Raw genomic sequence first — 25,645 nt, 5'->3', positions numbered from 1 at the left:
ATATCTGGGTGAACGTCCCCGTTGTTAGCCTGTGCCCGGCTCATATGTGAGCGGGCCATGACCTGATATCACACTGACAGGAGGGGGCGCATGTTTTCTGCACTGACAAGGATGGGGGATTCAACCACGACGGGTGGCGCGGTGATAAACGCGTCGTCCACGATGTTCGATGGCGGGCACTACATAGCAGACGATGCCATCTAGCGGACGGCGAGCCTAAAAATATTTATATTTGCGCTGTCCCTATCAAGGGAGTTTTAGAACCAAACGGTTGCACGAGTGTGTTAAATGAGGCAATTAAATAGCGTCAAACCGTCGTTGAGCTATCTATTGACAGCATTTCTTTTGCCAGCCGGGATGGTGTTGAAATTAACTCTCCATTTAGCTGTGTTGATGTCTATATCAACGCAAAGGCGAAAATTGAAAAAACCGTGAAAGAAATGGATTTTTACGCGCTTCCGCGCAGCACCATAAGCAAAGTAAAGACCCACGCCACCATTTCGCCATTTACCGCCTGACGGAAAAAGCACGCTCGCTTATTTGTGCGTTCGTACCTGCGAATTTCGCTGATGACGTTGGTCTCAATTAACTACATGCAACCACATACGCCCTGCAATTTGCAGCCTACTTCCTGAGTGCGTTTGCGATTGAATTAAACATTAATGAGGCTTCAAGCGGCTCAGCATCAAAGGCGGGCTCAGCTTCGTCCCATGTCGACCATTGCACCATTACCAGGTTTTCTTTCTGGTTCACGGCGATCATCTGGCCAAAAATGCCTATTGCCCATAACGTGGCATTGGTATTGGCATCGCCTTTTGGTGCGACATTCTTCGCATTGAGCGGGACGCTATTGTTCCACCACTGATAGCCGTAAATACCTTCTGGATGGGCCGCTGATACCGAATTTTTAGCCTTGTTCCACTGCGAGGCCTGTTGCACCCATCCGTCCGGCAAAGTGGCTGCGCCATTAGCGGATTCCCCATTACGCAAAACAAACAGGCCAAAACGGCCCCAGTCTTCCAGGGTTGCATTAAAGCCGTGCCCGCCAATATCGTGTTTGCCTGGCTGATACGAATGCCAGACACCATCGTTTGCCATGCCGGATGGCATCCAGATTTTCTGTTGCAGATACTGGGCAATTGGCATGCCGGTGGCGCGTTCGAGAATATCGCCCAGCAGCCATGCTCCGCCGGTGGTATAGGACCAGACTTCGCCGGGTTTTACCTTGGCATCGCGGCTCACGCCATACACCAGTTTGGCTACGCATTGGTAAGTGTCTTTGCTCGCTTCGCATTGCGTCAGCCGGGAAAAATCAGAATTGGGATTTTTATAGTCCTCGTTCCAGTTCACGCCGGAGGTGTGCTGAATCAATTGCTTCAGCGTCACGTTTTCCCATGCGGTTCCTTTCAGGTCGGGCTTGTAGACGGTTAATTTATCGTCCAGCGATTTGATTTTGCCGTCCTTGATGGCTGCGCCGACCAGGGTGGAAACGATGGATTTCCCTACTGAGCGGGAGGTCCATAGTGTGTCTTTGGTATTGCCGTCGCCATAATATTCATAAGCAATAGCGCCATTTTTAATAACCAGAAAACCTTTAACATTTTCTCGCTTGAGATAATCGGCCAGATTATAGCTCTTGCCATTTACGCTGTAACTGACGTTGGTTAATGGTTTTTCAGTGTGTGGCAATGCAGTGGCTTTGTCATGTTTAAATACATCGCCGGGATAAGCCCGGTAATCGTTTCTGAAACCGATTAAGCGTTCTGACTTGTTCCATGTCAGCATGTTTTTGACATCAGGCAGATTTTTGTCAAGCGGTGTCGGGCATGTGGCCAGATCAGGCACGCCGCAGGTGTTTTCAGTATTTTTGGCGTTAACGTTCGTCGCTATCAATAGCGCGAACGACAGGATTAATAGTTTTGTCTTGCAATTGCTCATGTTGCAGCCGCTCCAGTGAAAAATAAACCCGCAAAGTTTTTGCGGGTACTTTTTGAGATTGTTTCGGCTGCGATAATTTGTCAGGCCGATGCGGCATGATAATCGTGTTCGGCGCTTAAATTCGACGGTGATGGCATTTTGATTTATCAGAAAAATGATTATTTAAATTGAAAGCGGATAATCACGAAACTGAATGCCGATCAGGTGCGAGGGTGTGTGGGAATTTGCTTGGTGCGCATGTAGGAATGCGCTTTATGACCGGGCGCGAAGAGCCCGATGCCCGATGCGGTGGATGGCGGGGGAGATGGGCTCGATGACGCGGAACGAGACCCGGCAGGATGGAACGTGCCCAAGCTTATGCTCCAGGGCCATGCCGGAGCCAGGGTGAGCGCCAGGCTCCAAGGCCCGGCATTCATCCTTCAGCTTGCTTGCCGCTTCAGGCGGGCCGTTGCCGCACGCTGCCTGCGATCAGGTCGAAACGGAACAGGCGGCATTCGAGCGCGCCATTAAAGAGCGGTGTTTTGGTGGATTCGCGCAGGCGTAACTGGCCTGGCAGTTTCCGGTCCGACGTCAGGATAAAGGCGTGCCAGCCGGTAAAGCGCTGTTTGAGCGAGTCGCCGAGCAGCTGAAAAAACTCGCTATCGGGCGCTTCTTCATGAACCCGCTGAAAACCTTCAGCACTGCGTCTTTCGCGTCCTTCACGTCCTTCACGCTCGCCCGCCTGGCTTTCCCGCAATTCGCCGCGCGCGTTGCGGCCGCGTACTTCAATTCGTTCGCCATACGGCGGGTTGGCGACCAGAATGCCCGGCGTGGTGCAGGGCGGGGCCATCCCACGGGCATCGACTTGCTTGAGTGGAATGCCTGGCAAACCAGCTCGTTCGAAGTTGGCGCGGGCCTTATCGAGCATGTCGCCGGAAATATCACTGCCGAAAATTTGTAAATCAGCGCGCGAGCTGCGGGCGGCGCGTCTGGTTTCAAGCGCTGCGCCTTTGAGGCTTTTCCAGGCCGGGGCGTCGTATTGCTTGAGCCGCTCAAAGCCGAAGCTGCGTTCGGTGCCGGGTGCGATACCTAGCGCCACTTGCGCGGCCTCCGCGAGAAATGTGCCGCTGCCGCACATCGGGTCGTATAGCGGCGTGCCGGTAGTCCAGCCAGTCAAACGCAAAATGCCAGCGGCGAGGTTCTCGCGCAAGGGCGCGGCCCCTTTGTCGAGACGCCAGCCGCGCTTGAACAGCGGGTCGCCGGAGGTGTCGAGATAGAGCGTGCAATCGGTGGCGGTGAGAAAGGCGAAGACGCGCACGTCGGGCGCGCTGGTGTCGATGCTGGGGCGATCGCCGCTGACGTCGCGCAGGCGGTCGCAGATCGCGTCCTTGACCCGCAGCGTGGTGAATTCGAGGCTGCGTAACGGTGACTTGATCGCGGTGACGTCGACCCGCAGGGTGTCGCGGGCGGAAAACCATTGTTCCCAGCGCTGCTCAAGAGCCAGTGCGTAGATGTCCTGTTCGCTGCGATAGGGGCGCTGGGCGATCTTCAGCAGGACCCGGCTAGCGAGGCGTGAATGCAGGTTGACCGCCATGCCTGCGGTCCAGCCGCCGCGAAAATGCACCCCGCCTGGCACTTGCGCGCCTGGGGTGAACGGTGCGCCATTGAGATGCTGCGCGGCGATCTCGCTGAGTTCGGCGGCTAGCGTCGCTTCAAGGCCGCGTGGGCAGGGAGTGAAAAAATCGAAGGACATGAGCGGTGCCGGAGCGTTGAATGAGGGCGCCATTGTACGCGGTTGGCGGCCCCATCAACGCGGCCCGAGGCTGAGCGGCTAATGCCGCCTGGCCCCGTCAGCCGGGCGTTTTAGCGAGGTTGCTGCTGACGCTTCGCGGGCCAGACGAGATCCAGTGGCCGTTTGAAGATCTGACGCCAAACCGCCCCGCGCAACGAGCGCACATGCGAGTGACGCAGGTCGCGTGAGCGTACCGCCATATAAAACGCCAGCGCGAAGCTCACGGCTACGTTGAGGATGGCCATGCTGCCTACGCCAGCCACGGCCCACCAGAGCTCGGGCTGATGCAGTGCGTTACGGCCTAGCACGCCCAGCGCGATGCCAATCGAGCCAGAGCTGAGCGTGACGTGGCGCACTTCGAAGGTGAAGGCGAAGGCCGTGAGAATCGCGGGCACGAGGCCAAGCATCATGCCGAGCGTGATATTGCCCGCGACTCCGGCGATATTCGAGCGGCAAAACTGCGCCAGACGCGCCGCGCCTGCGGCTCCCAGGGTCATGCGCAAGCGGCGGTTGTAGCACAGCGCATCCGCGACCCGATGCAGTACGAACCAGTTGTCGGCCCAGCCCGCCAGCAGGCTGGATGACCACAGCAGCACGCCAGTTAGCGCGGCATAAAACGGGGTGGGGCCAAGCAGCGAGAACGAGTGCAGCGTGGCGTGCGCTTTTTCGGGCGAAATCAGATTGCTATGGAACAGCGTTTGCCACAGCAACTGCACCCCGAGACAGACTGGAAACACCAGCAGCACATTGCCGAGAATCGCTGCCGCCTGAGTGCGGATCAAGGCGATCACCGACGCCACGAAACTTTGCACGCCTTCTGGCGTACCCGCGCCGTCGAGTTCGCGGGCGATGGTGGGGGCCGTCATCGCGGGCTGCTTGGTGGCCAGCGAAAAATGCAGGAAGTGCATTAGCAGGAAGCTGGCCGAATAGTTGATCCCGGCCAGCAGTCCTTCGAGCATCGACTGCAAATGCGCGCCGGTAATCGAAAACTTCACGCACACCGTCACCACGGTGACTAGCCCACCGCCTGCGGCCATGCGCAGCATCTTCAGATACTCCGCGCGATCACGGGCGATGTAGTGTTCGCCGGTATCGGCGCTGTACTCCACCACCTTGCGCGCGAGCAGCGAAAAATTGCTGCGCAGCAGGTGCGAGGCGCTTTGGCTGGCGTAGTTCGCGTGGATCAACTCGGCGGTCAGACGGGCATGTGCGTGCAAGTCGTCAGCGGCGGCCATCCAGGTGTCGAGCAGGTGTTCAGCGCGCTGAATCCGCATGCGCATGCGCTCCACCTGAAACACGATGTCGACGCTCACGCCGTTTTTGTACAGATGCGAGAAGACGTTGTCGATCGCCACCCGGCACTGGTCCAGCAGCACGCGTAGATAGTTCACCTCATGGAGCAGCCGCTCGGGCTCGGCACCTTCGGCGCTGGCTTGATGGGCGGCTTCGACCGCGAGCATGGCCCGCGTGAGGAGATAGAACGGTTGTTTCTCGGGCGCGAGACGGGCTTCGGCTTCGCTCAGGCGGCTGCGCACGGTGGGCGACAAACCGGTTGAACTGATCTGGCACGTGAGGTTATGCAGCGCGGTGAGCAAGTCGAGCGAAAACGGGCTGGCAGGGCGTGGCGGGTTGCTGTCGTCGCCGTTATCCGGCGGGCAATAGTTGAAGAGTTCGCGGATACGCACCAGCAAATCCGCTGGCAGCGCAGCGATCCATTCGGCGTCGTGTTCTGAGGTGAACATCAGCGTGAAGATCGCGGTGAGGTCGCGGCGGTTAGGTGCGGGAGGAATCAGCGATGACTGGAAGCGCTCGGCGAGCGCGCCGAAAAAGCCCGAATGAACTGGCATGCCGGAGTCGCACAGTAGCGAGATGCTGTCGCTCTCGCGTAGCAGCTTGCGCAGGATGCTGGCGACGTTGGCTTTTGCGGCGGGGTTGCGCTCCAGCACATTCAGCAGATAGCGCACCCGGGTGTGGGCGGGGATAGAGCGGGGCGTGTCGTCAGCGGGGTCAACCGGGTCGGGCTGGACCGTTCCACCACGGTGCAGCCAGTGCGCTAGTTCGATCAGCCATTCGTTGCGCTCGGCGTAGGGAGCGTTTTTGTCTGCCATCGCCAGCAACGCATCGAGTTGATGACCTGTATTGCGTGACGCACGCCATTTTTTGATGAAAGTAGCGAAGGGACGAAACATGAATGTTCAGAGTAGTTGAGGGGAGAGGCGGCGGGTAGTACTCAGGATCGCTAAAACAGGGTGATGGCACAAGCTGGCCAGTTGGCCTGCTCTTTGTCCCTGGTTTGTTCTGGCAGGCGCGCCTGGGCCACGTGCCGTGCCGTGCCGTGCCGTGCCGTGCCGTGCCGTGCCGTGCCGTGCCGTGCCGTGCCGTGCTTAGGACTATTGCCACGGTATCCGGTTCCCTCGTCAGGGGCGTGATGGGAGGTGGGGCAGGCGGGAAGCCTGGCCCCGGCTGAGCTCTGCGATGCGGCAGTGTTCAATCAGAGGCCCGGCCCGGGGCTGATGGGCTGATGAGCGCTTAGCGGTTGCCGCTCAGCGTATTGACGCCGCTTGCGCCATCGGGTGTGGCGGGCAAGGCGGCCGGCGATGCCGGGCACGCAAAGCGGGGAGCGAGGGCGGTGGTTTTTTTCTGAGTGCCTGTGCCGCTGCCACTAGCTGCCGGCGCTTCAGGCGGCGCGCTGGCAAGCGTCTGAATACCCGCGGCGATCTCAGTAGCAAGCTGCTGCACTGCACGCCGATGGCCGCCCGCGAGCGCTTCGTAGCCCTCCTTGACGGGCATGTTCTCGATACTGCGGCAGGTCAGCACCCTCTGGCTGCCCACGGCCCGCACGCTCCAGACCGCATCGAGCAGCGCGTGAGAACCCGGCCAGGATTCGAAGCGCTGCACGGCGAGGTTCACCCGGTAAAGCGGTACGCCCTCTGGGCGCGGCGTGCCGGTGACGTCGATGGTGTTCAGTTGCTGCATCAGGCTGGTGGACAGCGCGCGGCGGATTTCATCGCCTGGCAGCGAGGCCCAGCGTTCCTGCTCAAGCACTTTCACCTTGAGCGGATCGGACTGGACCACGAACTGGTTGCGCGCCACTTGCAGTGGCACATCGACAGGCGGCACTTCGATTAACAACGTGGGGCTGGCAACGGGGCGCGGTGCCGTTGCCGCTTCGCTCGCGTTCAGCGTATAGAAGCGGCTGGACGGTGAGGCGCAAGCGCCCAGCAGCGCGAGACCAGCCAGCAGGCTGGCGCTGGCCGCACCGCGCGCGAACGGGCGCAGCCGTAGCCGCACATGAGAGAGCTGGGCAGGCGTCATGGTTTATCTCCTGGTTTGCCGCGCAAGAGCGACTCCGGGTGGCGTTCCAGATAGTCCGACAGCGCATTTAGCGATTGCAGCGTGCGGGTGAGCTCCTGGAGCGCCTGGTGAACATCGGACTGCAGTGGCGAGCCTTGCTGCAGCGTCGCTTCGGCAGAGCTAAAGGTCTGTTTGGCCGAGGTCAGCATGTCGCGGATCTGCGGCACGACTTCGCCATCAAGCCGGTTAAACAGCTGGTTGGCGTTTTTCAGCGAACTGTTCAGGTTGTCGCCGATTTGCTCGAACGGCACTTTGTTGAGCTTTCTGGCGATATCTGCGACTTGCAGTTGCAGCTCGTCAAGGGTGTTCGCAATGGTCGGCAGCTCCAGCGGATCAAGGTTGACGTCGATGGTGGCAGGCGGGGCTTTCGGGAAGATATCGAGCGCCACGTACAGCTGGCTGGTGATCAGATTGCCTGTGCGCAACTGGCCACGTAACCCGTGCTTGACCAGACGCTCAAGCAAGTCCTTGCCAATGACATTGCCTGGGCCCGGCACCGCATCGCGGAAGCGTTTGCCGAGGCGGTTCGGGTAGACATTCATCGTGACCGGCATCATGAAACTGCGGGTTTTCGGGTTGTACTCGATGCCAATGCTGGTGACCTGGCCGAGCACGATGCCGCGGAAATCAACTGGTGCGCCAATCGCCAGCCCGCGCAGCGACTGGTTGAAGTTCATCACGACCTGCAACGGCGGGCCGTCCGGTTCGCGCATGGCATCGGTTTCGTCCGAGCTCAGGTGGAACGTCATATTGTTCGGCGCGAGCTTGCCCGCAGTCTGATTGGGCGGCGACTGGAACGACAGCCCGCCCACGATCACCGTGGCGAGCGATTGGGTATTGAGCGTGAAGCCGCTCGAATCAAGCCGCAGATCAACCCCGCTGGCATGCCACCAGCGCGTGTTGGTGCCGACGTACTGGTCGTAAGGCGCGGCGACGAACACTTGCATCGTCACGCCAGTGCCGTCCTTGTCGAGCGAAAAGCCGACTACCTGGCCCACTTGCAGGCGGCGATAGAAGATCGGTGAGCCGATATCAATCGAACCCAGCGAATCACCGCGCAATGTGTATTGCCGGCCTTTCTGGTCGCCGGTGACTGGAGGTGGCGTTTCGAGTCCGACGAAGGCTTTTTGCGTATCGTGCGATTGGCCTGCATCGACGCCGATATATGCCCCGGACAGCAGCGTGCCTAGCCCCGAGACACCGCTTGCGCCAATGCGCGGCCGCACAACCCAGAAGCGCGAGCCTTTGACGGCGAAACGCGAGGCTTCTTTGGTTAGCTGAACTTCGACTTGAACTTGCGAAAGATCTTTCGACAGCGTGATGGTTTTCACCGATCCGACGTTCACATCTTTGTATTTCACCTGGGTCTTGCCAGGTTCGAGCCCTTCGGCGCTGGTGAAACTGATGGTGATGGTCGGGCCTTTGTCGACCACCGACTTGACCACCAGTGCGATGCCGATTAGCGCGGCAATCAGCGGAATCACCCAGACCAGCGAGGGCAGCCAGCTACGCCGTGGCGCAACGATTTCAGGCTCGGGCAGATCGGCTATCGGTGGGGGCGTGGGCCCTTGTGGATTAGTCATGTTTGGCATCCTGAGCGTTTTGGGTGGTGCTCTGCGTGGGGTGGCTGGGATCGTTTTTCGCGTTGTTTTTCACGCTGTTTTTCACGTTATCCCAGATAAGGCGTGGATCGAATTGCATAGAGGCCAGCATGGTCAGAATGACGACCGAGCCGAACGCGATGGCACCCGGCCCGGCGGTAATCACGGCGAGTGACTTAAAGCGCACTAGCGCGACGGTCAGGGTGACGACAAAGATATCGAGCATCGACCAGCGGCCAACGCGCTCGACGATGCGGTACAGCCTGGTGCGTTCCAGTTGACGCCAGCGCGAGCGGCGCTGGGCAGTGAACGCCAGCAGCACCAGCACCGAGAGCTTGAGCATCGGCACCAGAATGCTGGCAACAAACACGATGATCGAAAGTGGCCAGTCGCCGGAGGTCCAGAAGTAAACGACGCCGCTCATGATGGTGTCGTCTTCATCGCCGACCAGCGACGCGGTATGCATGATCGGCAGCAGGTTCGCCGGAATGTAGAGCAGCGCTGCGGCGATCAGCAGCGCCCAGGTGCGCGTCAGGCTATTCGGATTGCGGGAGTGCAGTGCGCTGCCGCAGCGCAGGCAGTGCTGGGCGCTGGCGTCGCGCTGGCGCGGTGCGAGCTGGCCGCAGGCATGACAGGCCAGCAGGCCGGCCCGTCTGGCTGTGAGGTAGTTCATCGGGGCGTCATCCTTGGCGCGGCGGCAGGGCGGTGACGGGAGCGGCTGCGGTTCTGGCCGTGGCCGCCTCTGTGGTTACCGCGGGGGCGTCGTCGGGAAGCGGCGGGCGGTGTGCGGCGAGATCGTCTGCGAGGTCCCAGAGCGTGCGTGGATCGAACGTGACGACCACCGCGAACATCAGCGTCAGCGCGCCAAAAGCAAATAACGCGGCTTCCGGGATCACCCGCGCGAGGCTGACCATTTTGACCATCGTGACCAGCACGCCAAGCATGAAGACTTCGATCATGCCCCACGGCCGCACGAATTGAATCGCGCGCAGCACCTCGTTAAAACCCGGTGGAATGTATCCGGCGCGCAGCGGAATCAGCACATAAAGCAGCGCCACCAGTTCGGTAAGCGGGAATAGCACGGTGGAGCAAAACACCATCACCGCGACGATCTGCATCTCTTCGTCCCAGAGCGCGACCAGCGCACCGAACAGGCTGGCCTGGGAACGGATGCCATTGGTTTCGAGTTCGACAATCGGAAACGCCTGCGCGATCAAAAACGTGATGAGCGCGGCGAGCGTCATGGCGCAGATGTTGTCGAGCCGGGTTGAGGCGCTGCGATAGAGCGTTGCGCCACAGCGTGAGCAGCGTGCCATTTGGCGGCCGGTCAGCCGTGGCTTGCGAAAGAGTGCATCGCATTCGTGGCACGCAATCAGGTTGTCATGTTCCATGCGGGCTCAAAGGCAAAGCTAGGGGAGGCGGGCGGCAATATCGGCACCGGCGGGACAGACTGTGGCAAAAATCTGCGCAATAGTATCAAAAGCCTTGGTGGCCACATTTGCAATTGCTCTAGCGTGTGAGCCTGGCTGAAGCCGCTCGCGCCTGCCTGGCTTGCCCGGCACTGTCTGACGCTGGTTTGAGGTGCCGCTCACGGGGTTGGGGAGCAGCTAGCCCCGGTCGCTGCGGATAGCGCAGCGGCGCTTGTTTTGCGCTTGGCGGGAAAAGAAGGCTTTGGGTTAGCATGGCGTCCTTGATGCCGGGCTCAAGCCATCTTGTTTCATGTGTTGTGCATAGGATCAAGCGTGGCAACACAGTCAAGCATCCTGACTGTGTCCGGTTTCTCCCTGCTTACGATCACCTTCATTCTGGTTACTTCATTTGGTTACTTATGACAGGTCAAATCTTGTTTCCCCCGCGTCTTGAGCGCGCCTCCTACACCGGGCCTGCGATTGCACTGCACTGGCTGATTGCGTTGCTGATCGTGTGTGGTTTCGCGCTAGGCTGGGTGATGACCGACATTCCTGGTTTCACCCCTACCAAGCTGCGTTATTTCTCCTGGCACAAATGGATTGGTGTAACGGTCTTCGCGCTGGCAGTGCTGCGCGTGCTGTGGCGCGCAACCCATGCCGCGCCGCCTTTGCCCCAGACCACGCCAGCGTGGCAGCGGGCCGCCTCACACCTGGTTCATTTCGCGCTGTACCTGCTGATGCTGGTGATTCCCCTCTCGGGCTATCTGTACAGCTCAGCGGCCAATGTGCCGGTGGTGTACCTCGGGCTGGTGCCTCTGCCGCGCCTGATTGCACCGGATGCCGAGCTCAAGGTGCTGCTCAAAACCGTGCATGTGGTGCTGAATTACAGCTTGCTGGTGCTGGTGGTGATGCATGTCGCCGCGGTGATCAAGCATCAGTTTCTGGACCGCGACGGCTTGCTGTCGCGCATGCTTCCTTCTCGCAAGTAGTCAGTCATCCGTTATCTAGTCAACCACCTAACCACCGGGGATCTCCATGAAAGTCTTGTTTTATCGCTACATGCTGGCGGCCTTCACGACTGCCTCACTGGCATTCAGCGGCAGTGCGCTGGCCCAGGTTGATCTGGCCAAAAGCAGCGTGACGGCTACGTCGAAACAGATGAACGTGCCGGTCGAAGGCAAGTTCAAAAAATTCAGCGCGCAAATCAGCTTTGATCCGGCCAAACCGGCAACGGGCAGCGCGCAACTGAATGTGGATGTCGGCAGCTACGACCTGGGCGACGAAAGCTACAACGAACAGGTGCGCGGCAGTGACTGGTTCGATGCGAAGCGCTTTCCGTCAGCCACTTTTGTGTCGAGCGCGATTGCACCCGTGGGCGGCAATCAGTACAAGGTCACCGGCAAGCTGACGCTCAAGGGCAAAACGCAAACCGTGGTAGTGCCGGTTACGGTGACGCAGCAAGGCGCGACGCAAACCTTCGATGGCGCGTTGCCCGTCAAGCGTTCCCAGTTCGATATCGGCACGGGCGAGTGGAAAGACACCGCCGTGGTGGCCGATGAAGTTGTCATCAAGTTTCATATCGTTGCGGCACACAAGTAATCAAGCAGGCTCAGTTGGGGGTGGTGCCATGGTGGCACCGTGAGCCATTTTTGAACCAGGGAGAATGAGATGAAGAAATTTCTGCTAATCGCTGCAGGCACACTGGCCGGATCGCTATCGTTTGGCGCACTGGCGGCCGATACCTATCAGCTTGATCCCACTCACACGTATCCGAGCTTCGAGGGCGATCACTTCGGCGGGCTATCGGTGTGGCGGGGCAAGTTCACGAAAAGCAGCGGCACGGTGACGCTGGATCGCGCAGCGAAAACCGGCACTGTCGATGTCACGGTCGAACCTGGCTCAATTCAGACGGGTAGCGCCAAGCTTGACGAGCATCTGGCTGGGAAGGAATTTTTCGATGTGGCCAAGTTTCCGAAAGCCACTTATAAAGGCACGCAAATCCGCTTTGATGGCGACAAGCCGGTTGAAGTGATTGGCAATTTCACTCTGCATGGCGTGACCAAGCCGCTCAACCTGAAAATCGAATCGTTCAAGTGCATGCAGCATCCGATGTACAAGCGCGAAGTGTGCGGCGTCGAAGCCAGCGCACAATTCGACCGGGCTGACTACGGTCTGGATTACGGCCACAAGTATGGTTTCAACATGGAAACCCGGCTGCATATCCAGGCCGAAGGGATCAAGCAGTAATGGCTTGGCTCTGAACCCGATGCGGGCTTGATCCCGCTAGCTAGCCGGAGGAGGCCTTGGGCTTGAGTGAGGTTTCTCCGGTGGTGTTTACGAGTTATGAACCGCTTCCTCGCCGCGTGCGACGAAGCGGTTTTTTGTTGGCCGGCGCGTGAGGGCTGGCTGGATTCGTATGGCGTGCGCGGGTTGCATATACGGCGTGTTATTGGCGACTCGCGTATAGCGGGGTTTTCAGGTAAACCTGACGCGCTGGCTGGCTGGGCGTTTTGCTCCGCCAGTTTCCCCGTCTGGTTTTCCTGTTGGTGTCCTGTCTGGCTTCCGAGGAGATTTCTGCATGAATGTTCCATCAACCGCGCGTTCAGCGGCCGCTGCGCATCCCGCCAGCCACAGTGAGAACGAGAGCCGTCGCCGCGCCCAGTCATGGCGTGTGGTGGTAGCTGCGTCGATTGGCAATGCGCTGGAGTGGTTTGACCTGGTGGTCTACGGCTTCTTTGCGCTAGTGATTTCGCAGCTGTTTTTCCCTGCGGGCAACGAAACCATTTCGCTGCTGCTGACGCTGGGCACCTTCGGCGTGTCGTTTTTCATGCGGCCGCTGGGCGCGGTGGTGCTGGGCGCGTATGCCGACCGGGCCGGGCGGCGCGCGGCGCTGACGTTGTCGATCCTGCTGATGATGGTGGGCACGCTGATTATTGCGGTGCTGCCGACATACCAGACCATCGGAGTGGCCGCACCAGTGATCCTGGTGCTGGCGCGGCTGATGCAGGGCTTTTCGGCAGGCGGTGAATTTGGCAGTGCCACGGCCTTTCTCGCGGAGCATGTCCCGGAGCGGCGGGGCTTTTTTGCCAGTTGGCAGGTCGCCAGCCAGGGGTTGACCACCTTGCTTGCGGCAGGGTTTGGCATGGTGCTGAGCAGCCAGCTCAGCGTCACGCAGATGGCCTCATGGGGCTGGCGTGTGCCGTTCTTTTTCGGGCTGCTGATTGGCCCCGTGGCCTGGTATATCCGCACGCAGCTAGACGAAACACCGGAGTTTCTTGCCGCCGAAACCACGCTGACGCCATTGCGCGACACGCTGACCGGCCAGAAACTGCGTTTGCTGATTGCCGTTGGCGTGGTGGTGCTGGGTACGGTGTCGACCTATCTGGTGCTGTTCATGCCGACCTACGGCGTGAAACAGCTTGGGCTAGCCCCTTCGGTGTCGTTTGCGGCGATTGCGCTGACCGGCGTGATCCAGATGATGTTTGCGCCGCTGGTCGGCCACTGGTCCGACCGTTATGGCCCGACGCGGATCATGCTGGTGCCCGCCGTGCTGCTGCTGGTGCTGATTTACCCGGCATTTTTGTATCTGGTGGCGCACCCGACATTTGGCACGTTGCTTGTCGTGCAGATTCTGTTCGGTTTTCTGATGACGGGTTACTTCGCGGCGCTGCCGGGTTTGCTGTCGCAGATCTTCCCGGTGCAGATTCGCACGACTGGGATGTCGCTGGCTTATAACCTCGCGGTGACTATTTTTGGCGGCTTTGGCCCATTCATCATTGCGTGGCTGATTCGCGTGACGCAGACGCCGGTGGCCCCTAGTTTTTATCTGATCTTCGCGGCGCTGATTAGTCTGGTGGCGCTGGTGGCGGTGCGCTGCAAGCTGGGGTTGCGCTAGCGCAGCGGGGTGCTTCATCAAACGCAGCCCAGTAAAAAGCCGGTTCATTCAACAGAATGAACCGGCTTTTGTATTTCAGACGCGCCAGTCTTCACGCGCGTTGATGAACCCGTGAACCCAGCGCTTAAACTTGGGCACCTGCATGCGGGTCGTTGGGATCGTGGCGTTCTTTTTTGTCCTTGATGAGGTCTTCGCGCTTCACGCCGAACCACATGGCCAGCGCAGCGGCGACGAACACCGACGAATACACCCCGAACAGAATCCCCACCGTCAGCGCTAGCGCGAAGTAATGCAGCGTTGGACCGCCGAACAGGAACATCGACAGCACCATCATCTCGGTACAGCCGTGAGTGATGATCGTGCGCGACATCGTGCTGGTGATCGCGTGGTTGATGACCTCGACGACGGTCATCTTGCGTTCGCGGCGGAAGGTCTCGCGGATACGGTCGAAAATCACGACCGATTCATTCACCGAGTAACCCAGCACGGCCAGCACCGCTGCCAGCACCGAGAGCGAGAACTCCCACTGAAAGTAAGCGAAAAAGCCAAGAATAATCACGACGTCGTGCAAGTTGGCGATGATGCCCGCCACCGCATATTTCCATTCGAAACGAAACGACAGGTAGATCACGATGCCGATCACCACGCAGGCTAGCGCCAGCAGCCCATCGGTGGCCAGCTCCTTACCCACCTGAGGCCCGACAAACTCGACGCGTTGCAGCTGTGCGGCCGGGTTTTGCGCTTTCAGCGCGCCCATCACCTGATCGCTTTGCTGCGCCGAGGTAAAGCCCGATTTCAGCGGCAGGCGAATCAGCACGTCGCGCGAAGTGCCGAAGTTTTGCACCTGAGCATCGCTGTAACCCAGCTTGCCGAGCTCCTGGCGCAACGGCTCAAGCGGAACGGCTTGCGGATACTGCACTTCAACGACCGTGCCGCCAGTGAATTCGACCGACAGATGCAGGCCGCGATGCAGCAGGAAAAATACCGCGGTGAGGAACGTCAGCAGCGAAATGATGTTGAAAATCAGCGCGCGCTGCATCAACGGCAGGTCTTTACGGATGCGGAAAAATTCCATGATTCAGTTCTCCGGGGTTCAGCGGGGCGAACCCGGTTTGCCGGGCGTATTGCCCGTGTCGCTACTGCGGCGGCGCACCACGGGCTTGCCTGAGCGTGCTGGGGTGGAGCGGTTCGGGGCGGCCTGAGCCTGGGTGCCGGGCTCGTTGCGCTCTAGCAGGCCAGTTGGCGCGTCACTTGCCTCAGTGGGTTTCCAGACCTGGCCAATCGCCAGAGACTTGAGTTTTTTCTTGCCGCCGTACCAGAGGTTCACCAGGCCGCGCGAGAAGAACACCGCGGAGAACATCGAGGTCAGAATGCCGATGCAATGCACCACGGCGAAGCCGCGTACCGGCCCTGAACCAAACGCGAGCAGCGCGATACCCGCGATCAGCGTGGTGACGTTCGAATCGAGAATCGTGGCCCATGCATGCGAATAGCCGTTCTGGATGGCCAGTTGCGGCGACGCTCCGTTGCGCAGTTCTTCGCGGACACGTTCGTTGATGAGCACGTTGGCGTCGATGGCCATACCCAGTGCCAGCGCGATAGCCGCGATACCTGGCAGCGTCAGCGTGGCCTGCAGCATGGACAGCACTGCCACCAGCAGCAACAGGTTGACCGAGAGGCCGATCATCGAGATCAGGCCAAACAGCATGTAGTACGCGATCATGAAAACAGCGATCGCAAGAAAGCCGTAGACCACCGAATCAAAACCCTTGCGGATGTTGTCGGCACCCAGGCTTGGGCCAATGGTGCGTTCTTCGATGATGTCCATTGGCGCTGCGAGTGATCCGGCGCGCAGCAGCAGCGCGAGATCAGCGGCTGATTGCGGCGTGGCCTGCCCGGTGATCTGGAAGCGGTCGCCCAGTTCTGACTGGATCGTGGCCACGGTCAGGACTTCGCCCTTGCCTTTTTCGAACAGCACCATCGCCATTGGTTTGCCGATGTTGTCGCGCGAGACGCTGCGAATCGAGCGGCCACCCGCCGAATCAAGCCGGATATTGACCGAGGGCCGCTGATGCTCATCAAAGCCTGCTGAGGCGTCGATGATGCGGTCGCCGGTGAAGATCACCTGCTTGCGCAGCAGCACCGGTGCCTGGTTGCCCTGAGTAAACAGCTCGTCGCCTGGCGGTACTGGATCGTTCGGATTCGGATGGGTATTGACCGGGTCGGCGAGACGCGCTTCGAGCGTGGCTGTGCGGCCGATGATGTCCTTGGCTTTCGCGGTGTCCTGCACCCCTGGCAGTTCGACCACGATGCGGTCAGCGCCTTGCTGCTGAATCACCGGCTCGGCTACGCCAAGCTCATTCACGCGGTTATGCAGCGTGGTGATGTTTTGCTTGAGTGCGGCGTCCTGGACGGTTTTCTGCACCGCAGGTGTGAACTTGCCGACTACCTGGAATCCACCGCTGGTGGCGGGCTGGACGCTCCAGAGCAGTTCAGCGACGCCGATAGACAACTGCTTGCGGGCGGCCTCGGCTACGTCGGCGTCGATGAAGTTGATGACGACGCTATGACCGACACGGTTCACGCCGCCGTCACGGATGTTTTTGTCGCGCAACAGCGAACGGGCGTCCGCTGCATCGGAGTCGAGCTTTTTGTTGAGCGCGCCTGCCATGTCGACTTGCAGCAGGAAGTGCACGCCGCCGCGCAAGTCGAGCCCGAGGTACATCGGCAGCGCATGCAGTGCCGTCAGCCACGCAGGCGAGGCGCTTTGCAGGTTCAGCGCAACGATGTACTGAGGATCGGTGGGGTCAGTGTTGAGTGCCTTTTGCAGCACGTCTTTGGCATGCAGTTGCGTGTCAGGGTCGGCCAGGCGCACGCGGATCGTGGCGTTGTTCGACGCGTTGTCGAACGCAACGGCATCAGGCTTGATCTGGCTGGCGGACAGCGCGGCTTCGACCTGTGTCAGCGTGGCCGAATCGAGCTTGACCGTGGCTTTGCCGCTTGACACCTGCACCGCCGGCGCTTCACCGAAAAAATTGGGCAGCGTATACACGAGGCCGATGACGAGCGCCACCAGCATCACGGCATATTTCCAGAGGGGGTAACGATTCATGAAGATGGTCCAACGGGAAGGTTGGCTAGGGACAGCGATGCGTCCGGTGTTGCGGGCGAAGAGCGGGGCGAGAAGCCCCGCCGCATGGGCCGGGCCGCACCGGACGTGAAGAAGGGTGTGTTACAGCGACTTGAGCGTGCCTTTCGGAAGAATGGTGGTGACCGCGCCTTTTTGCACTGTGATTTCAGTGCCTTCGGTGATCTCGATGCTGACATAGGCTTCGCCAACCTTGGTCACCTTGCCCAGCATGCCGCCATTCGTGACGACTTCATCACCCTTGGCCATCGCGGCGAGCATGTTGCGATGCTCTTTCTGACGCTTCATTTGTGGGCGGATCATGATGAAGTACAGAATGGCGAACATGGCGATGAACGGCAGAAAGCTCATCAGATTTGATTCGATACCGCCAGCAGCTGCGCCTTGCGCGTAGGCATTTGAAATGAACGACACGTTGGTCTCTCCGTTTATAGACGATCAAAAAATTCAGCCGGCCATTCTACCACCGGCCTTTTCTGCGACGGCGGCCAAAAGAAGCTTTGCGATCAAGCGTTTAAAAAGCCCGATGCGCTTTGCTGGTTTTGGGTTAACACCGGCGAAAGCAAATCGTAATGCTTTGTGCCGTGCCTGGCTATCCTGATATGTCGTTCAAGGCCTGCAGCGTGCTGATGCACTAGTCGATTCCACGCGCCCGGTCATCGTGAAAGCGCTTGCGGAACGGCTCGAACTCATGGGCTGAGATGGCATCGCGGATCTGGCTCATCAGTTCGAGGTAGTAGTGCAGGTTGTGGATCGTGTTGAGCTGCGCGCCGAGAATTTCGCCGACCCGGTTCAGATGGTGCAGGTAACTGCGGCTGAAATTGCGGCAGGTATAGCAGCCGCATTGCTCATCCAGCGGGCGCAGCGAATGCTTGTGTATCGCGTTGCGGATCTTGATGTCGCCAAAGCGCGTGAAGAGCCAGCCATTGCGTGCATTGCGGGTGGGCATCACGCAGTCGAACATGTCGATCCCGGCCGCTACGCCGGCCACCAGGTCTTCAGGGGTGCCGACGCCCATCAGGTAATGCGGCTTGTTCGCGGGCAGCTTCGGGCCGATGTGGTTGAGCACCCGCATCATGTGTTCCTTGGGTTCACCAACCGACAGCCCGCCAATCGCCAGCCCATGAAAATCCATTTCCGCCAGGCCCGCGAGGGATTCGTCGCGCAAATCTTCGAACATGCCGCCCTGAACGATCCCAAACAGCGCATTGGGGTTGCCGAGCTGCCTGAATTCGTTGATGGAGCGGGTGGCCCAGCGCATTGACATGCGCATCGAGGCGGCGGCTTCGTCGTGTGAGGTGGGAATGTTGTTCGTCGCGTAAGGCGTGCATTCATCGAACTGCATCACGATGTCCGAATTCAGCACCTTCTGGATTTGCATCGAGATTTCTGGCGATAAAAACAGTTTGTCGCCGTTGATCGGGGACGCAAAGGTCACGCCGTCCTCGGTGATTTTGCGCAACTCGCCCAGCGAAAACACCTGAAAGCCGCCTGAGTCGGTCAGGATCGGCCGCTTCCAGCCCATGAAGCCGTGTAGCCCGCCGTGTGCGGCGATGGCTTCAAGACCGGGCCGCAACCATAAATGGAAGGTGTTGCCGAGGATGATCTGCGCCTGAATTTCTTCGAGCTCACGCGGCTGGATTGCTTTCACCGTGCCGTAGGTGCCAACCGGCATGAAGATGGGCGTCTCGACCACACCATGGTTCAGCGTAAGCCGCCCGCGCCGGGCAGCGCCGTCGGTGGTCAGCAGGTCGAACTGCAGGCCGTTTTGGGGCGGCGTGTGAGGTTGAACGGAGGGCGTCTCACCGGTCGTAGAAAGGGTCATCGAAAAAAACTCCTGTGCCACCGGAAAACAGTCCGGCGCGAACTATGAAAGCTGTGGCCAGGCCACGGCTGGGAGGGGGTGGGTTCACACGTAACGAATCAGCCAGCTGAAGCGTGTATGCGCTAGCTATCCTGGCGGGTCAGCAGCATTGCATCGCCATAGCTGAAAAAACGATAGCGCTCAGCAATCGCGTGCTGGTACGCCGCGCGGATGGGGGCAACGCCAGCAAAGGCCGAAACCAGCATGAGCAAGGTCGATTTCGGCAGATGGAAATTGGTGATGAGCCGGTCTACTACGCGAAAGCGATAGCCCGGGGTGATGAAAATATCGGTTTCGGCGGCCGTGGCAGCGAGCGGCTGGCCGGCCGCTTCGGCATCACGCGCGGCGGCTTCGAGGGCGCGCATCGCGGTTGTTCCGACCGCGATCACACGCTTGCCGCGAGCCCGGGTGGCAGCGATTTGCCCGACCAGGGCCGCTGGCAACTGGTACCACTCGCTGTGCATTTTGTGATCGGCCAGATTTTCGTGCCGGACCGGCTGAAATGTGCCCGCGCCGACATGTAGCGTCAGCGTGGCGCGCTCCACGCCGCGTGCCTCCATCTGGTTGAGCAAGGCGCTGTCGAAATGCAGGCCCGCCGTGGGTGCAGCAACCGCACCGGGGTTTTGCGCGAACACAGTTTGATAGCGGGTTTCGTCAGTCGCGTCTGGATCGTGTGCGATATAGGGCGGCAGCGGCAGGCGGCCGTACTGTTCGATCAGATCGAGGCACGGAGCGGGGAAATGCAGTGTGTAAAACGGCTCGACCCGCTCGCCTACAGTGACCTCGAACGCATCCGCGAGACGCAGCGTGCTGCCGGATGGCGGGCTTTTGCTGGCGCGAATCTGCACGATGGCACTGCGCTCGCCAGTGAGCCGCTCGACCAGCACCTCAATCTTGCCGCCGCTAGCCTTCTGGCCGAGGAGGCGCGCCTTGAGTACCTTGGTATCGTTGAACACCAGCAGATCGCCAGGCTCGATACAGTGCGGCAAATCAGTAAAACGCCGGTCAAGCAGCAGGGTTTGGCTGCCTTGCTGCTTGACTTCCAGCAGACGGCTGGCGCTGCGCTCAGCCAGCGCGGTTTGCGCGATTAATTCGGGTGGCAGCGTGAAATCAAAATCGGAAAGCGTGAACATGCGCAAAGGCTGCCTGGTGCAGCGAACTGAATTGAACCGGTGCCGGACGGCGAGCGGCTATGATTGCGGGGTGCCGCCAGCGGCCGATAGCTAGCCATAGCGAGTAGCCAGCAGCCTTGTACGTGGTTGCACCCTGGTGGCCGTGGCGCTGATACAGGTTATGCGTATGTCGTAATAACCACGTTGACCACGCTAACCACGCTGCATGGCCGCGACCCCCTTGAAACAAGCCGACATTGTACTTGCGAAGCAACCCATGCCTCAGCCCGAACGCGCCCGCCCGACAGCCGCAGCGATATCTGACGGGATAGCCGCCGAGCCCGCTGAAACCCCCGGCCGGCTACCCGCTGACGCTGATACCGGCACAGGCCGCAAACCAGCGGCGCAGGCTTCGCCCAAAAATTCGCCTAAAAAGCCCCGTGCCACGCCGCTCAAGACGGCAGACAAGCTCGCCCGGCTGGGCTTGGTCCGCGACATTGATCTGGTGCTGCATTTGCCAATGCGCTACGAAGACGAAACCACCCTGACGCCGATGGGCGAGTTATTGCCAGGCGGCATCGCGCAAACAGAAGGCGTGGTTTTCGATAATGAAATTACTTATCGCCCACGTCGTCAGTTGCTGGTCAAGCTGCGTGACGATGCCGGTGATGAACTGGTACTGCGCTTTCTTAATTTTTACGGCTCGCAGGTCAAGCAGATGGAAGTGGGTCTTCGCCTGCGGGTGCGTGGCGATGTACGAGGCGGTTTCTTCGGCCTGGAGATGGTGCATCCGGCTGTGCGGGTGGTCGAAGCAGGCGAGTCGCTGCCCCAGGTGCTCACGCCGGTGTATCCGGCGACTGCCGGGGTGTCGCAGGCGTATTTGCGTAAAGCGATCGACAACGCGCTCGCCCGCACGGCGCTGCCTGAACTGCTGCCGCAGCCCGTGGCGCAGGCCTGGCTGGTGCCACTGGGTTTGCCATCGCTGCTGGACGCCGTACGCACGTTGCATCACCCAAGTGCCGATCAGGACGACACCGCACTGATGGACGGCACCCATCCCGCATGGCTGCGGATCAAGTTCGAAGAATTGCTGGCCCAGCAGATGTCGCTCAAACGGGCGCATGACGAGCGCCGCACGCGCGCGGCCCCCGCGATGCCGCGCCGGGCCACGGACGATCTGGCCGCGCTGAGCGGGCGTCTGGCGCACGCGTTGCCGTTTGCGCTCACTGCGGCGCAAAGCCGTGTCTGCGATGAAATCGCCCATGACCTGACACTGCCTCATCCGATGCAGCGTTTGCTACAGGGTGACGTCGGCAGCGGGAAAACCGTCGTGGCCGCGCTCGCGGCGGCCCAGGCGATTGATGCGGGGTATCAGGCCGCGCTGATGGCACCCACTGAAATTCTCGCTGAGCAGCACGCGCGCAAGCTGCGCGCCTGGCTGGAGCCGCTAGGGGTCAGCGTGGCCTGGTTGTCGGGCAGCCTGAAAGCGCGCGACAAGCGCGCGGCGCTGGAAGCGGCTGCACTGGGCACCGCCCAACTGGTGATTGGCACGCACGCAATGATTCAGGATGCGGTTGAATTTGCCCGGCTCGGGCTGGTGATCGTTGATGAGCAGCATCGCTTTGGCGTCGAACAGCGGCTCGCGTTACGGGCAAAAGCGCATCACGCTGCCGATGGCGCACAGGATTTTCAGCCACACCAACTGATGATGACGGCGACGCCGATTCCCCGCACGCTGGCGATGACGTATTACGCCGATCTCGACGTCTCGACGATTGATGAATTGCCGCCCGGCCGCACGCCGGTGGTCACCCGGCTGGTGGCCGAAACCCGCCGCGACGAAGTGACGAGCCGGGTGCGGGAGGCCGCGCTCACAGGCCGTCAGGTGTACTGGGTGTGTCCGCTGATCGAAGAAAGTGAAACCTTGCAACTGCAAACCGCCGTCGAAACCTGCGAAACCTTGCGCGCAGCGCTGCCTGAGCTGAACGTCGGTCTGGTGCATGGCCGTCTCGCGCCAGCTGAAAAAGCGGCGGTGATGGAAGCCTTCACGCGCAACGAACTTCAACTGCTGGTGGCGACCACCGTGATCGAAGTCGGGGTGGACGTGCCGAATGCGTCATTGATGGTGATCGAGCATGCCGAGCGTTTCGGGCTAGCGCAGCTGCACCAGTTGCGCGGCCGTGTTGGCCGCGGCAGTGCGGCTTCGGCGTGTGTGTTGCTGTATAGCGGGCCGTTGTCACAAACCGCCCGGGCGCGCCTGAAAACCATGCGCGAAACAACCGATGGCTTTGAGATTGCCCGCCGCGATCTTGAGATCCGCGGCCCGGGAGAGTTTCTCGGAGCCCGCCAGTCGGGCGAAGCAATGCTGCGTTTCGCCGATCTTGAACAAGACGGCTGGCTGATTGAGCCCGCCCGCGCAGCAGCGGCGCAACTGCTGGAAGCCTATCCCGAGGTCGTCACGCAGCATCTGGCGCGCTGGCTGGGTGCGCGGGAGCAGTACCTGAAAGCCTGAGCATAGGTCTTCATTGCTTAGGGCCATTCTGGACGGGGTGGTTGGCGAAGCAGCCGCATCGGTGTATAACAGAAATCTATCGGTCTCATAACATTGATTGGTTATCTATGACGCTAACTGAACTGAAATACATTGTCGCCGTGGCCCGTGAGCGGCATTTTGGCCGGGCTGCCGAAGCCTGTTTTGTCAGCCAGCCGACGCTATCGGTGGCCATCAAGAAACTGGAAGACGAACTGAACGTGCAGATTTTCGAGCGCGGCACGAGCGAAGTGAGCGTGACGCCGATTGGCGAGCAGATCGTCACCCAGGCGCAGCGTGTGCTGGAGCAGACGCTGGCCATCAAGGAAATCGCCAAACAGGGTAAAGACCCGCTGGTCGGGCCGCTGCGGCTAGGCGTGATCTATACGATCGGGCCGTATTTGCTGCCGACGCTGGTCAAGCAAATGATCAAGCATGTGCCGCAAATGCCGTTGATGCTTCAGGAAAACTACACGCTGAAGCTGATCGAGCTCCTTAAACAGGGCGAGATCGACGTGGCCATCATGGCCTTGCCATTCCCTGAAACCGGCTTGATGCAGCGTCCGCTTTACGACGAACCATTCGTGGTGGCGCTGCCTGCCGGCCACGCCTGGGAAGCGCGCGAGAAAATCGACGCTGAGGAGCTGAAGCAGGAAACGATGCTGCTGCTGGGCAGCGGTCATTGCTTTCGTGACCACGTGCTGGGCGTGTGCCCCGAGTTGATGCGTTTTTCGCAAAATTCCGACGGCATCCAGAAAACCTTTGAGGGCTCATCGCTCGAAACGATCCGGCACATGGTGGCGAGCGGCGTGGGCATCACGGTGCTGCCACGGATGTCGGTACAGGAAGTGAAGCCGCAGGCCGCAGGTATGGATGCGGGTTTGCTGAGCTATGTGCCGTTCGAGCAGCCGGTGCCTGATCGCCGCGTGGTGCTGGCATGGCGCAAGAGCTTCACGCGGATGCCCGCCATCGAAGCCATTTGCGAGGCGATTGCTGCTTGCGATCTGCAAGGCGTGCAAAAGCTCGATATCCCGGCCGCGCTGAGCTAGAGGCTTCCGGCACGGGTTGGCTTATGGGCCTATGGCCTATGCCCAGATACCACCCGTGCCGCTCTTTCATCTGCCCCCACTCTATCGAATAGATTAAATTAATCAAAATCACTACATCGATAGCTTTGATATAGTGACCTCCTTGAATCGCCCGATTCACCGCACCTGGAGGTCACCTCATGCCGCAGCACCCATCGCAAGTTCTTTCTCCTGCTTCGTTGTTGAGCGAGCTTGAGGCTACGCCTCGCGCTTCGTTGACTGGCCGTATGGCCGATCTGGCAAGTGGTGCGCGCACGGTTGCGTTTTCTCTGCTGGTGGATCGCGCGCTGGCGGGCTAACGCCTGCCCAGCCCCCGACCCCAGCCACCGGTCTCGACATTTCACGCTTGCCCCCAAGTCATTGATGACGAACACATGGAGTTTTTATGTCTGAACGTATTCTCACGGCCGCTTCCGGCGCACCCGTTGCTGACAACCAGAATTCGCTGACCGCAGGCCCGCGCGGCCCGGTCGCATTGCAAGACGTCTGGCTGATGGAAAAGATGGCGCATTTCAACCGCGAAGTGATCCCCGAGCGCCGGGTGCATGCGAAGGGTTCGGGTGCTTTTGGCACATTGCGCGTCACGCACGATATTTCGCGTTATACGAAAGCGAAGGTATTTGCTAAAACCGGCATGGAAACCCCGCTTTTCATGCGCTTTTCGACGGTTGCCGGTGAACGTGGCTCGGCCGATGCGGAACGTGACCTGCGCGGTTTTTCGGTCAAGTTTTATACCGAAGACGGAAACTGGGACGTGGTTGGTAACAACACCCCGATATTTTTTATCCGCGACCCGTTGAAGTTCCCCGATTTCATTCACTCGCAAAAGCGTGACCCGGCGACCAATCTGCGTAGCGAAGTAGCGGCGTGGGATTTCTGGTCACGTCATCCGGAGTCGCTGCATCAGGTGACGATCTTGATGAGCGACCGGGGTATTCCGCAGAACTATCGCCAGATGCACGGCTTTGGCTCGAATACGTATTCGTTTATCAATGCCGCAAACGAACGCTTTTGGGTCAAGTTTCATTTCAAGTCGATGCAGGGAGTCGAGAACTACAGCGAGGAGCAAGCCGCCGAAGTGGTGGCGCGCGACCGCGAAAGCGCCCAGCGCGACCTGTTTGGCAATATCGCGGCGGGTAATTTTCCGCAATGGCGCTTTTGCATTCAGGTAATGCCTGAGGCGGATGCCGCCACGTATCGCTATAACCCGTTCGATGTCACCAAAGTCTGGCCGCACAACGACTATCCGTTAATCGACGTAGGCACGATTGAGCTGAACCGCAACGCTGAAAATTATTTCGCCGACGTTGAACAGGCGGCATTTACGCCCGCGAATGTCGTGCCGGGCATTGGCTTTTCGCCGGACCGGTTGTTGCAGGGGCGTCTTTTTGCCTATGGCGATACGCAGCGCTACCGGCTTGGCATCAATCATCACCAGATTCCGGTCAATGCACCTCGCTGCCCGTTCCAGCATTCGTACCATCGTGACGGAGCGATGCGTACCGATGGCAACCTCGGCGGTACGGTCAACTATGAGCCGAACCGCTACGGTGATTTTTCCCAGGACAGCCGGGCGTCGGAGCCACCGCTTGAGGCGGGCGCGGTTGACCACTATGACCATCGTGACGATAGCGATTACTACAGCCAGCCAGGGGCGTTGTTCCGTTTGTTCGATGATGCGCAACGGGAGCGCCTGTGCAACACGATCGCGCGGCATATACACGGCGTGCCGCGCGAGATCATCGCGCGTCAGGTGGAACATTTCCGCCGTGCTGATCCGGCGTATGCGGAGGGCGTGATTGCTGCGCTGGTCAAGCTGGATGAGGCTATGCAAGGGTAGGTGCGCGGCCAGGCGGAGGGTTGGCCGGCCTATAGCACGCTAGCGTGCTAGCGCTATAGCGGTCAGCCATGCCTGGTACGTGTGAAAGGAATGGC

At 59.9% G+C, this 25,645-nt stretch carries 21 protein-coding genes; 9 read left to right on the top strand and 12 right to left on the bottom strand.

Features of this window, described 5'->3' with window-relative positions; genetic code table 11:
* Positions 1-624 precede the first annotated feature (624 nt).
* The 7 genes from GH656_RS12225 to GH656_RS12195 form a co-directional block, all read right to left on the bottom strand.
* Positions 625-1,938, bottom strand: coding sequence for a serine hydrolase domain-containing protein (locus GH656_RS12225; RefSeq protein WP_153076183.1), 1,314 nt, complete (start codon positions 1,936-1,938; stop codon positions 625-627).
* Positions 1,939-2,374: 436 nt separating this feature from the next.
* Positions 2,375-3,670, bottom strand: coding sequence for a THUMP domain-containing class I SAM-dependent RNA methyltransferase (locus GH656_RS12220; RefSeq protein WP_153076182.1), 1,296 nt, complete (start codon positions 3,668-3,670; stop codon positions 2,375-2,377).
* A gap of 110 nt (positions 3,671-3,780) precedes the next feature.
* Positions 3,781-5,898 (bottom strand): site-specific recombinase, encoded by a 2,118-nt coding sequence (locus GH656_RS12215; protein WP_153076181.1) that lies wholly within the window; start codon positions 5,896-5,898, stop codon positions 3,781-3,783.
* A gap of 340 nt (positions 5,899-6,238) precedes the next feature.
* The gene (locus GH656_RS12210) at positions 6,239-7,024 is read right to left on the bottom strand and encodes a PqiC family protein (protein ID WP_153076180.1); all 786 of its coding nucleotides are present in this window, start codon (positions 7,022-7,024) and stop codon (positions 6,239-6,241) included.
* Positions 7,021-8,646 carry a PqiB family protein gene (locus GH656_RS12205; RefSeq protein WP_153076179.1) on the bottom strand — a complete coding sequence of 542 codons (1,626 nt, stop codon included), beginning with the start codon at positions 8,644-8,646 and terminating at the stop codon, positions 7,021-7,023. Before GH656_RS12205 ends, GH656_RS12210 begins: the two co-directional genes overlap by 4 nt.
* Positions 8,639-9,337, bottom strand: a complete 699-nt coding sequence (locus GH656_RS12200) for a paraquat-inducible protein A (RefSeq protein ID WP_153076178.1) — start codon at positions 9,335-9,337, stop codon at positions 8,639-8,641. Before GH656_RS12200 ends, GH656_RS12205 begins: the two co-directional genes overlap by 8 nt.
* Positions 9,338-9,344: 7 nt before the next feature.
* Positions 9,345-10,055, bottom strand: coding sequence for a paraquat-inducible protein A (locus tag GH656_RS12195; protein ID WP_153076177.1), 711 nt, complete (start codon positions 10,053-10,055; stop codon positions 9,345-9,347).
* Positions 10,056-10,492: 437 nt separating this feature from the next.
* Between GH656_RS12195 and GH656_RS12190 the strand changes: the two genes are divergently transcribed.
* The 4 genes from GH656_RS12190 (at position 10,493) to GH656_RS12175 (ending at position 13,968) form a co-directional block, all read left to right on the top strand.
* Complete coding sequence (locus tag GH656_RS12190; RefSeq protein ID WP_153076176.1) at positions 10,493-11,062, top strand: cytochrome b; 570 nt, start codon at positions 10,493-10,495, stop codon at positions 11,060-11,062.
* 46 nt (positions 11,063-11,108) lie between these two features.
* On the top strand, positions 11,109-11,672 hold the full coding sequence (locus tag GH656_RS12185; RefSeq protein WP_153076175.1) for a YceI family protein: 564 nt from the start codon (positions 11,109-11,111) through the stop codon (positions 11,670-11,672).
* 69 nt (positions 11,673-11,741) lie between these two features.
* Complete coding sequence (locus tag GH656_RS12180; RefSeq protein WP_174769749.1) at positions 11,742-12,320, top strand: YceI family protein; 579 nt, start codon at positions 11,742-11,744, stop codon at positions 12,318-12,320.
* 331 nt (positions 12,321-12,651) lie between these two features.
* On the top strand, positions 12,652-13,968 hold the full coding sequence (locus GH656_RS12175; RefSeq protein WP_153076174.1) for an MFS transporter: 1,317 nt from the start codon (positions 12,652-12,654) through the stop codon (positions 13,966-13,968).
* A gap of 124 nt (positions 13,969-14,092) precedes the next feature.
* Here the strand turns inward: GH656_RS12175 and secF are convergent, their stop codons facing one another.
* From secF to yajC, 3 genes are all read right to left on the bottom strand, one after another.
* The gene (secF, locus tag GH656_RS12170) at positions 14,093-15,043 is read right to left on the bottom strand and encodes a protein translocase subunit SecF (protein ID WP_153076173.1); all 951 of its coding nucleotides are present in this window, start codon (positions 15,041-15,043) and stop codon (positions 14,093-14,095) included.
* An 18-nt stretch (positions 15,044-15,061) separates the two neighbouring features.
* On the bottom strand, positions 15,062-17,080 hold the full coding sequence (gene secD, locus GH656_RS12165; RefSeq protein WP_153076172.1) for a protein translocase subunit SecD: 2,019 nt from the start codon (positions 17,078-17,080) through the stop codon (positions 15,062-15,064).
* Positions 17,081-17,200: 120 nt separating this feature from the next.
* Positions 17,201-17,530, bottom strand: coding sequence for a preprotein translocase subunit YajC (gene yajC, locus GH656_RS12160; RefSeq protein ID WP_153076171.1), 330 nt, complete (start codon positions 17,528-17,530; stop codon positions 17,201-17,203).
* Here yajC and GH656_RS12155 point away from each other — a divergent pair.
* On the top strand, positions 17,520-17,717 hold the full coding sequence (locus GH656_RS12155) for a hypothetical protein (protein ID WP_153076170.1): 198 nt from the start codon (positions 17,520-17,522) through the stop codon (positions 17,715-17,717). The two genes, yajC and GH656_RS12155, sit on opposite strands and share 11 nt — an antisense overlap.
* 33 nt (positions 17,718-17,750) lie before the next feature.
* On the opposite strand, the gene tgt is transcribed toward GH656_RS12155, so the two are convergent.
* Both tgt and queA read right to left on the bottom strand, forming a co-directional pair.
* Positions 17,751-18,941: a tRNA guanosine(34) transglycosylase Tgt gene (gene tgt, locus GH656_RS12150; RefSeq protein WP_153076169.1), complete on the bottom strand. Its 1,191-nt coding sequence runs from the start codon at positions 18,939-18,941 to the stop codon at positions 17,751-17,753.
* Positions 18,942-19,063: 122 nt separating this feature from the next.
* On the bottom strand, positions 19,064-20,113 hold the full coding sequence (gene queA, locus GH656_RS12145) for a tRNA preQ1(34) S-adenosylmethionine ribosyltransferase-isomerase QueA (protein WP_153076168.1): 1,050 nt from the start codon (positions 20,111-20,113) through the stop codon (positions 19,064-19,066).
* Between the two features lie 256 nt (positions 20,114-20,369).
* On the opposite strand from queA, the gene recG reads away from it, so the two are divergent.
* The 4 genes from recG (at position 20,370) to GH656_RS12125 (ending at position 25,550) form a co-directional block, all read left to right on the top strand.
* Positions 20,370-22,604 carry an ATP-dependent DNA helicase RecG gene (gene recG, locus GH656_RS12140; RefSeq protein ID WP_153076167.1) on the top strand — a complete coding sequence of 745 codons (2,235 nt, stop codon included), beginning with the start codon at positions 20,370-20,372 and terminating at the stop codon, positions 22,602-22,604.
* A 107-nt stretch (positions 22,605-22,711) separates the two neighbouring features.
* Positions 22,712-23,671, top strand: a complete 960-nt coding sequence (locus GH656_RS12135; protein WP_153076166.1) for a hydrogen peroxide-inducible genes activator — start codon at positions 22,712-22,714, stop codon at positions 23,669-23,671.
* Positions 23,672-23,850: 179 nt separating this feature from the next.
* A complete protein-coding gene (locus tag GH656_RS12130; RefSeq protein ID WP_153076165.1) occupies positions 23,851-24,009 on the top strand; it encodes a hypothetical protein in 159 nt (52 codons plus the stop codon).
* Between the two features lie 86 nt (positions 24,010-24,095).
* Positions 24,096-25,550 (top strand): catalase, encoded by a 1,455-nt coding sequence (locus GH656_RS12125; protein ID WP_153076164.1) that lies wholly within the window; start codon positions 24,096-24,098, stop codon positions 25,548-25,550.
* Positions 25,551-25,645 lie beyond the last annotated feature (95 nt).

Origin of the sequence: Paraburkholderia bonniea (assembly GCF_009455625.1) — a bacterium.
GTDB classification, from domain to species: Bacteria; Pseudomonadota; Gammaproteobacteria; order Burkholderiales; family Burkholderiaceae; genus Paraburkholderia; species Paraburkholderia bonniea.
The sequence above is the reverse complement of the archived record's forward strand: the minus strand, read 5'-3'. Positions and strand labels throughout refer to the sequence as shown.

What these genes read in the sequence shown, in the direction of transcription:
- GH656_RS12225 (WP_153076183.1), bottom strand. Translation starts at nt 1,938, where the DNA reads ATGAGCAATTGCAAGACAAAACTATTAATCCTGTCGTTCGCGCTATTG.
- GH656_RS12220 (WP_153076182.1), bottom strand. Translation starts at nt 3,670, where the DNA reads ATGTCCTTCGATTTTTTCACTCCCTGCCCACGCGGCCTTGAAGCGACG.
- GH656_RS12215 (WP_153076181.1), bottom strand. Translation starts at nt 5,898, where the DNA reads ATGTTTCGTCCCTTCGCTACTTTCATCAAAAAATGGCGTGCGTCACGC.
- GH656_RS12210 (WP_153076180.1), bottom strand. Translation starts at nt 7,024, where the DNA reads ATGACGCCTGCCCAGCTCTCTCATGTGCGGCTACGGCTGCGCCCGTTC.
- GH656_RS12205 (WP_153076179.1), bottom strand. Translation starts at nt 8,646, where the DNA reads ATGACTAATCCACAAGGGCCCACGCCCCCACCGATAGCCGATCTGCCC.
- GH656_RS12200 (WP_153076178.1), bottom strand. Translation starts at nt 9,337, where the DNA reads ATGAACTACCTCACAGCCAGACGGGCCGGCCTGCTGGCCTGTCATGCC.
- GH656_RS12195 (WP_153076177.1), bottom strand. Translation starts at nt 10,055, where the DNA reads ATGGAACATGACAACCTGATTGCGTGCCACGAATGCGATGCACTCTTT.
- GH656_RS12190 (WP_153076176.1), top strand. Translation starts at nt 10,493, where the DNA reads ATGACAGGTCAAATCTTGTTTCCCCCGCGTCTTGAGCGCGCCTCCTAC.
- GH656_RS12185 (WP_153076175.1), top strand. Translation starts at nt 11,109, where the DNA reads ATGAAAGTCTTGTTTTATCGCTACATGCTGGCGGCCTTCACGACTGCC.
- GH656_RS12180 (WP_174769749.1), top strand. Translation starts at nt 11,742, where the DNA reads ATGAAGAAATTTCTGCTAATCGCTGCAGGCACACTGGCCGGATCGCTA.
- GH656_RS12175 (WP_153076174.1), top strand. Translation starts at nt 12,652, where the DNA reads ATGAATGTTCCATCAACCGCGCGTTCAGCGGCCGCTGCGCATCCCGCC.
- secF (WP_153076173.1), bottom strand. Translation starts at nt 15,043, where the DNA reads ATGGAATTTTTCCGCATCCGTAAAGACCTGCCGTTGATGCAGCGCGCG.
- secD (WP_153076172.1), bottom strand. Translation starts at nt 17,080, where the DNA reads ATGAATCGTTACCCCCTCTGGAAATATGCCGTGATGCTGGTGGCGCTC.
- GH656_RS12155 (WP_153076170.1), top strand. Translation starts at nt 17,520, where the DNA reads ATGAACGACACGTTGGTCTCTCCGTTTATAGACGATCAAAAAATTCAG.
- tgt (WP_153076169.1), bottom strand. Translation starts at nt 18,941, where the DNA reads ATGACCCTTTCTACGACCGGTGAGACGCCCTCCGTTCAACCTCACACG.
- queA (WP_153076168.1), bottom strand. Translation starts at nt 20,113, where the DNA reads ATGTTCACGCTTTCCGATTTTGATTTCACGCTGCCACCCGAATTAATC.
- recG (WP_153076167.1), top strand. Translation starts at nt 20,370, where the DNA reads ATGCCTCAGCCCGAACGCGCCCGCCCGACAGCCGCAGCGATATCTGAC.
- GH656_RS12135 (WP_153076166.1), top strand. Translation starts at nt 22,712, where the DNA reads ATGACGCTAACTGAACTGAAATACATTGTCGCCGTGGCCCGTGAGCGG.
- GH656_RS12130 (WP_153076165.1), top strand. Translation starts at nt 23,851, where the DNA reads ATGCCGCAGCACCCATCGCAAGTTCTTTCTCCTGCTTCGTTGTTGAGC.
- GH656_RS12125 (WP_153076164.1), top strand. Translation starts at nt 24,096, where the DNA reads ATGTCTGAACGTATTCTCACGGCCGCTTCCGGCGCACCCGTTGCTGAC.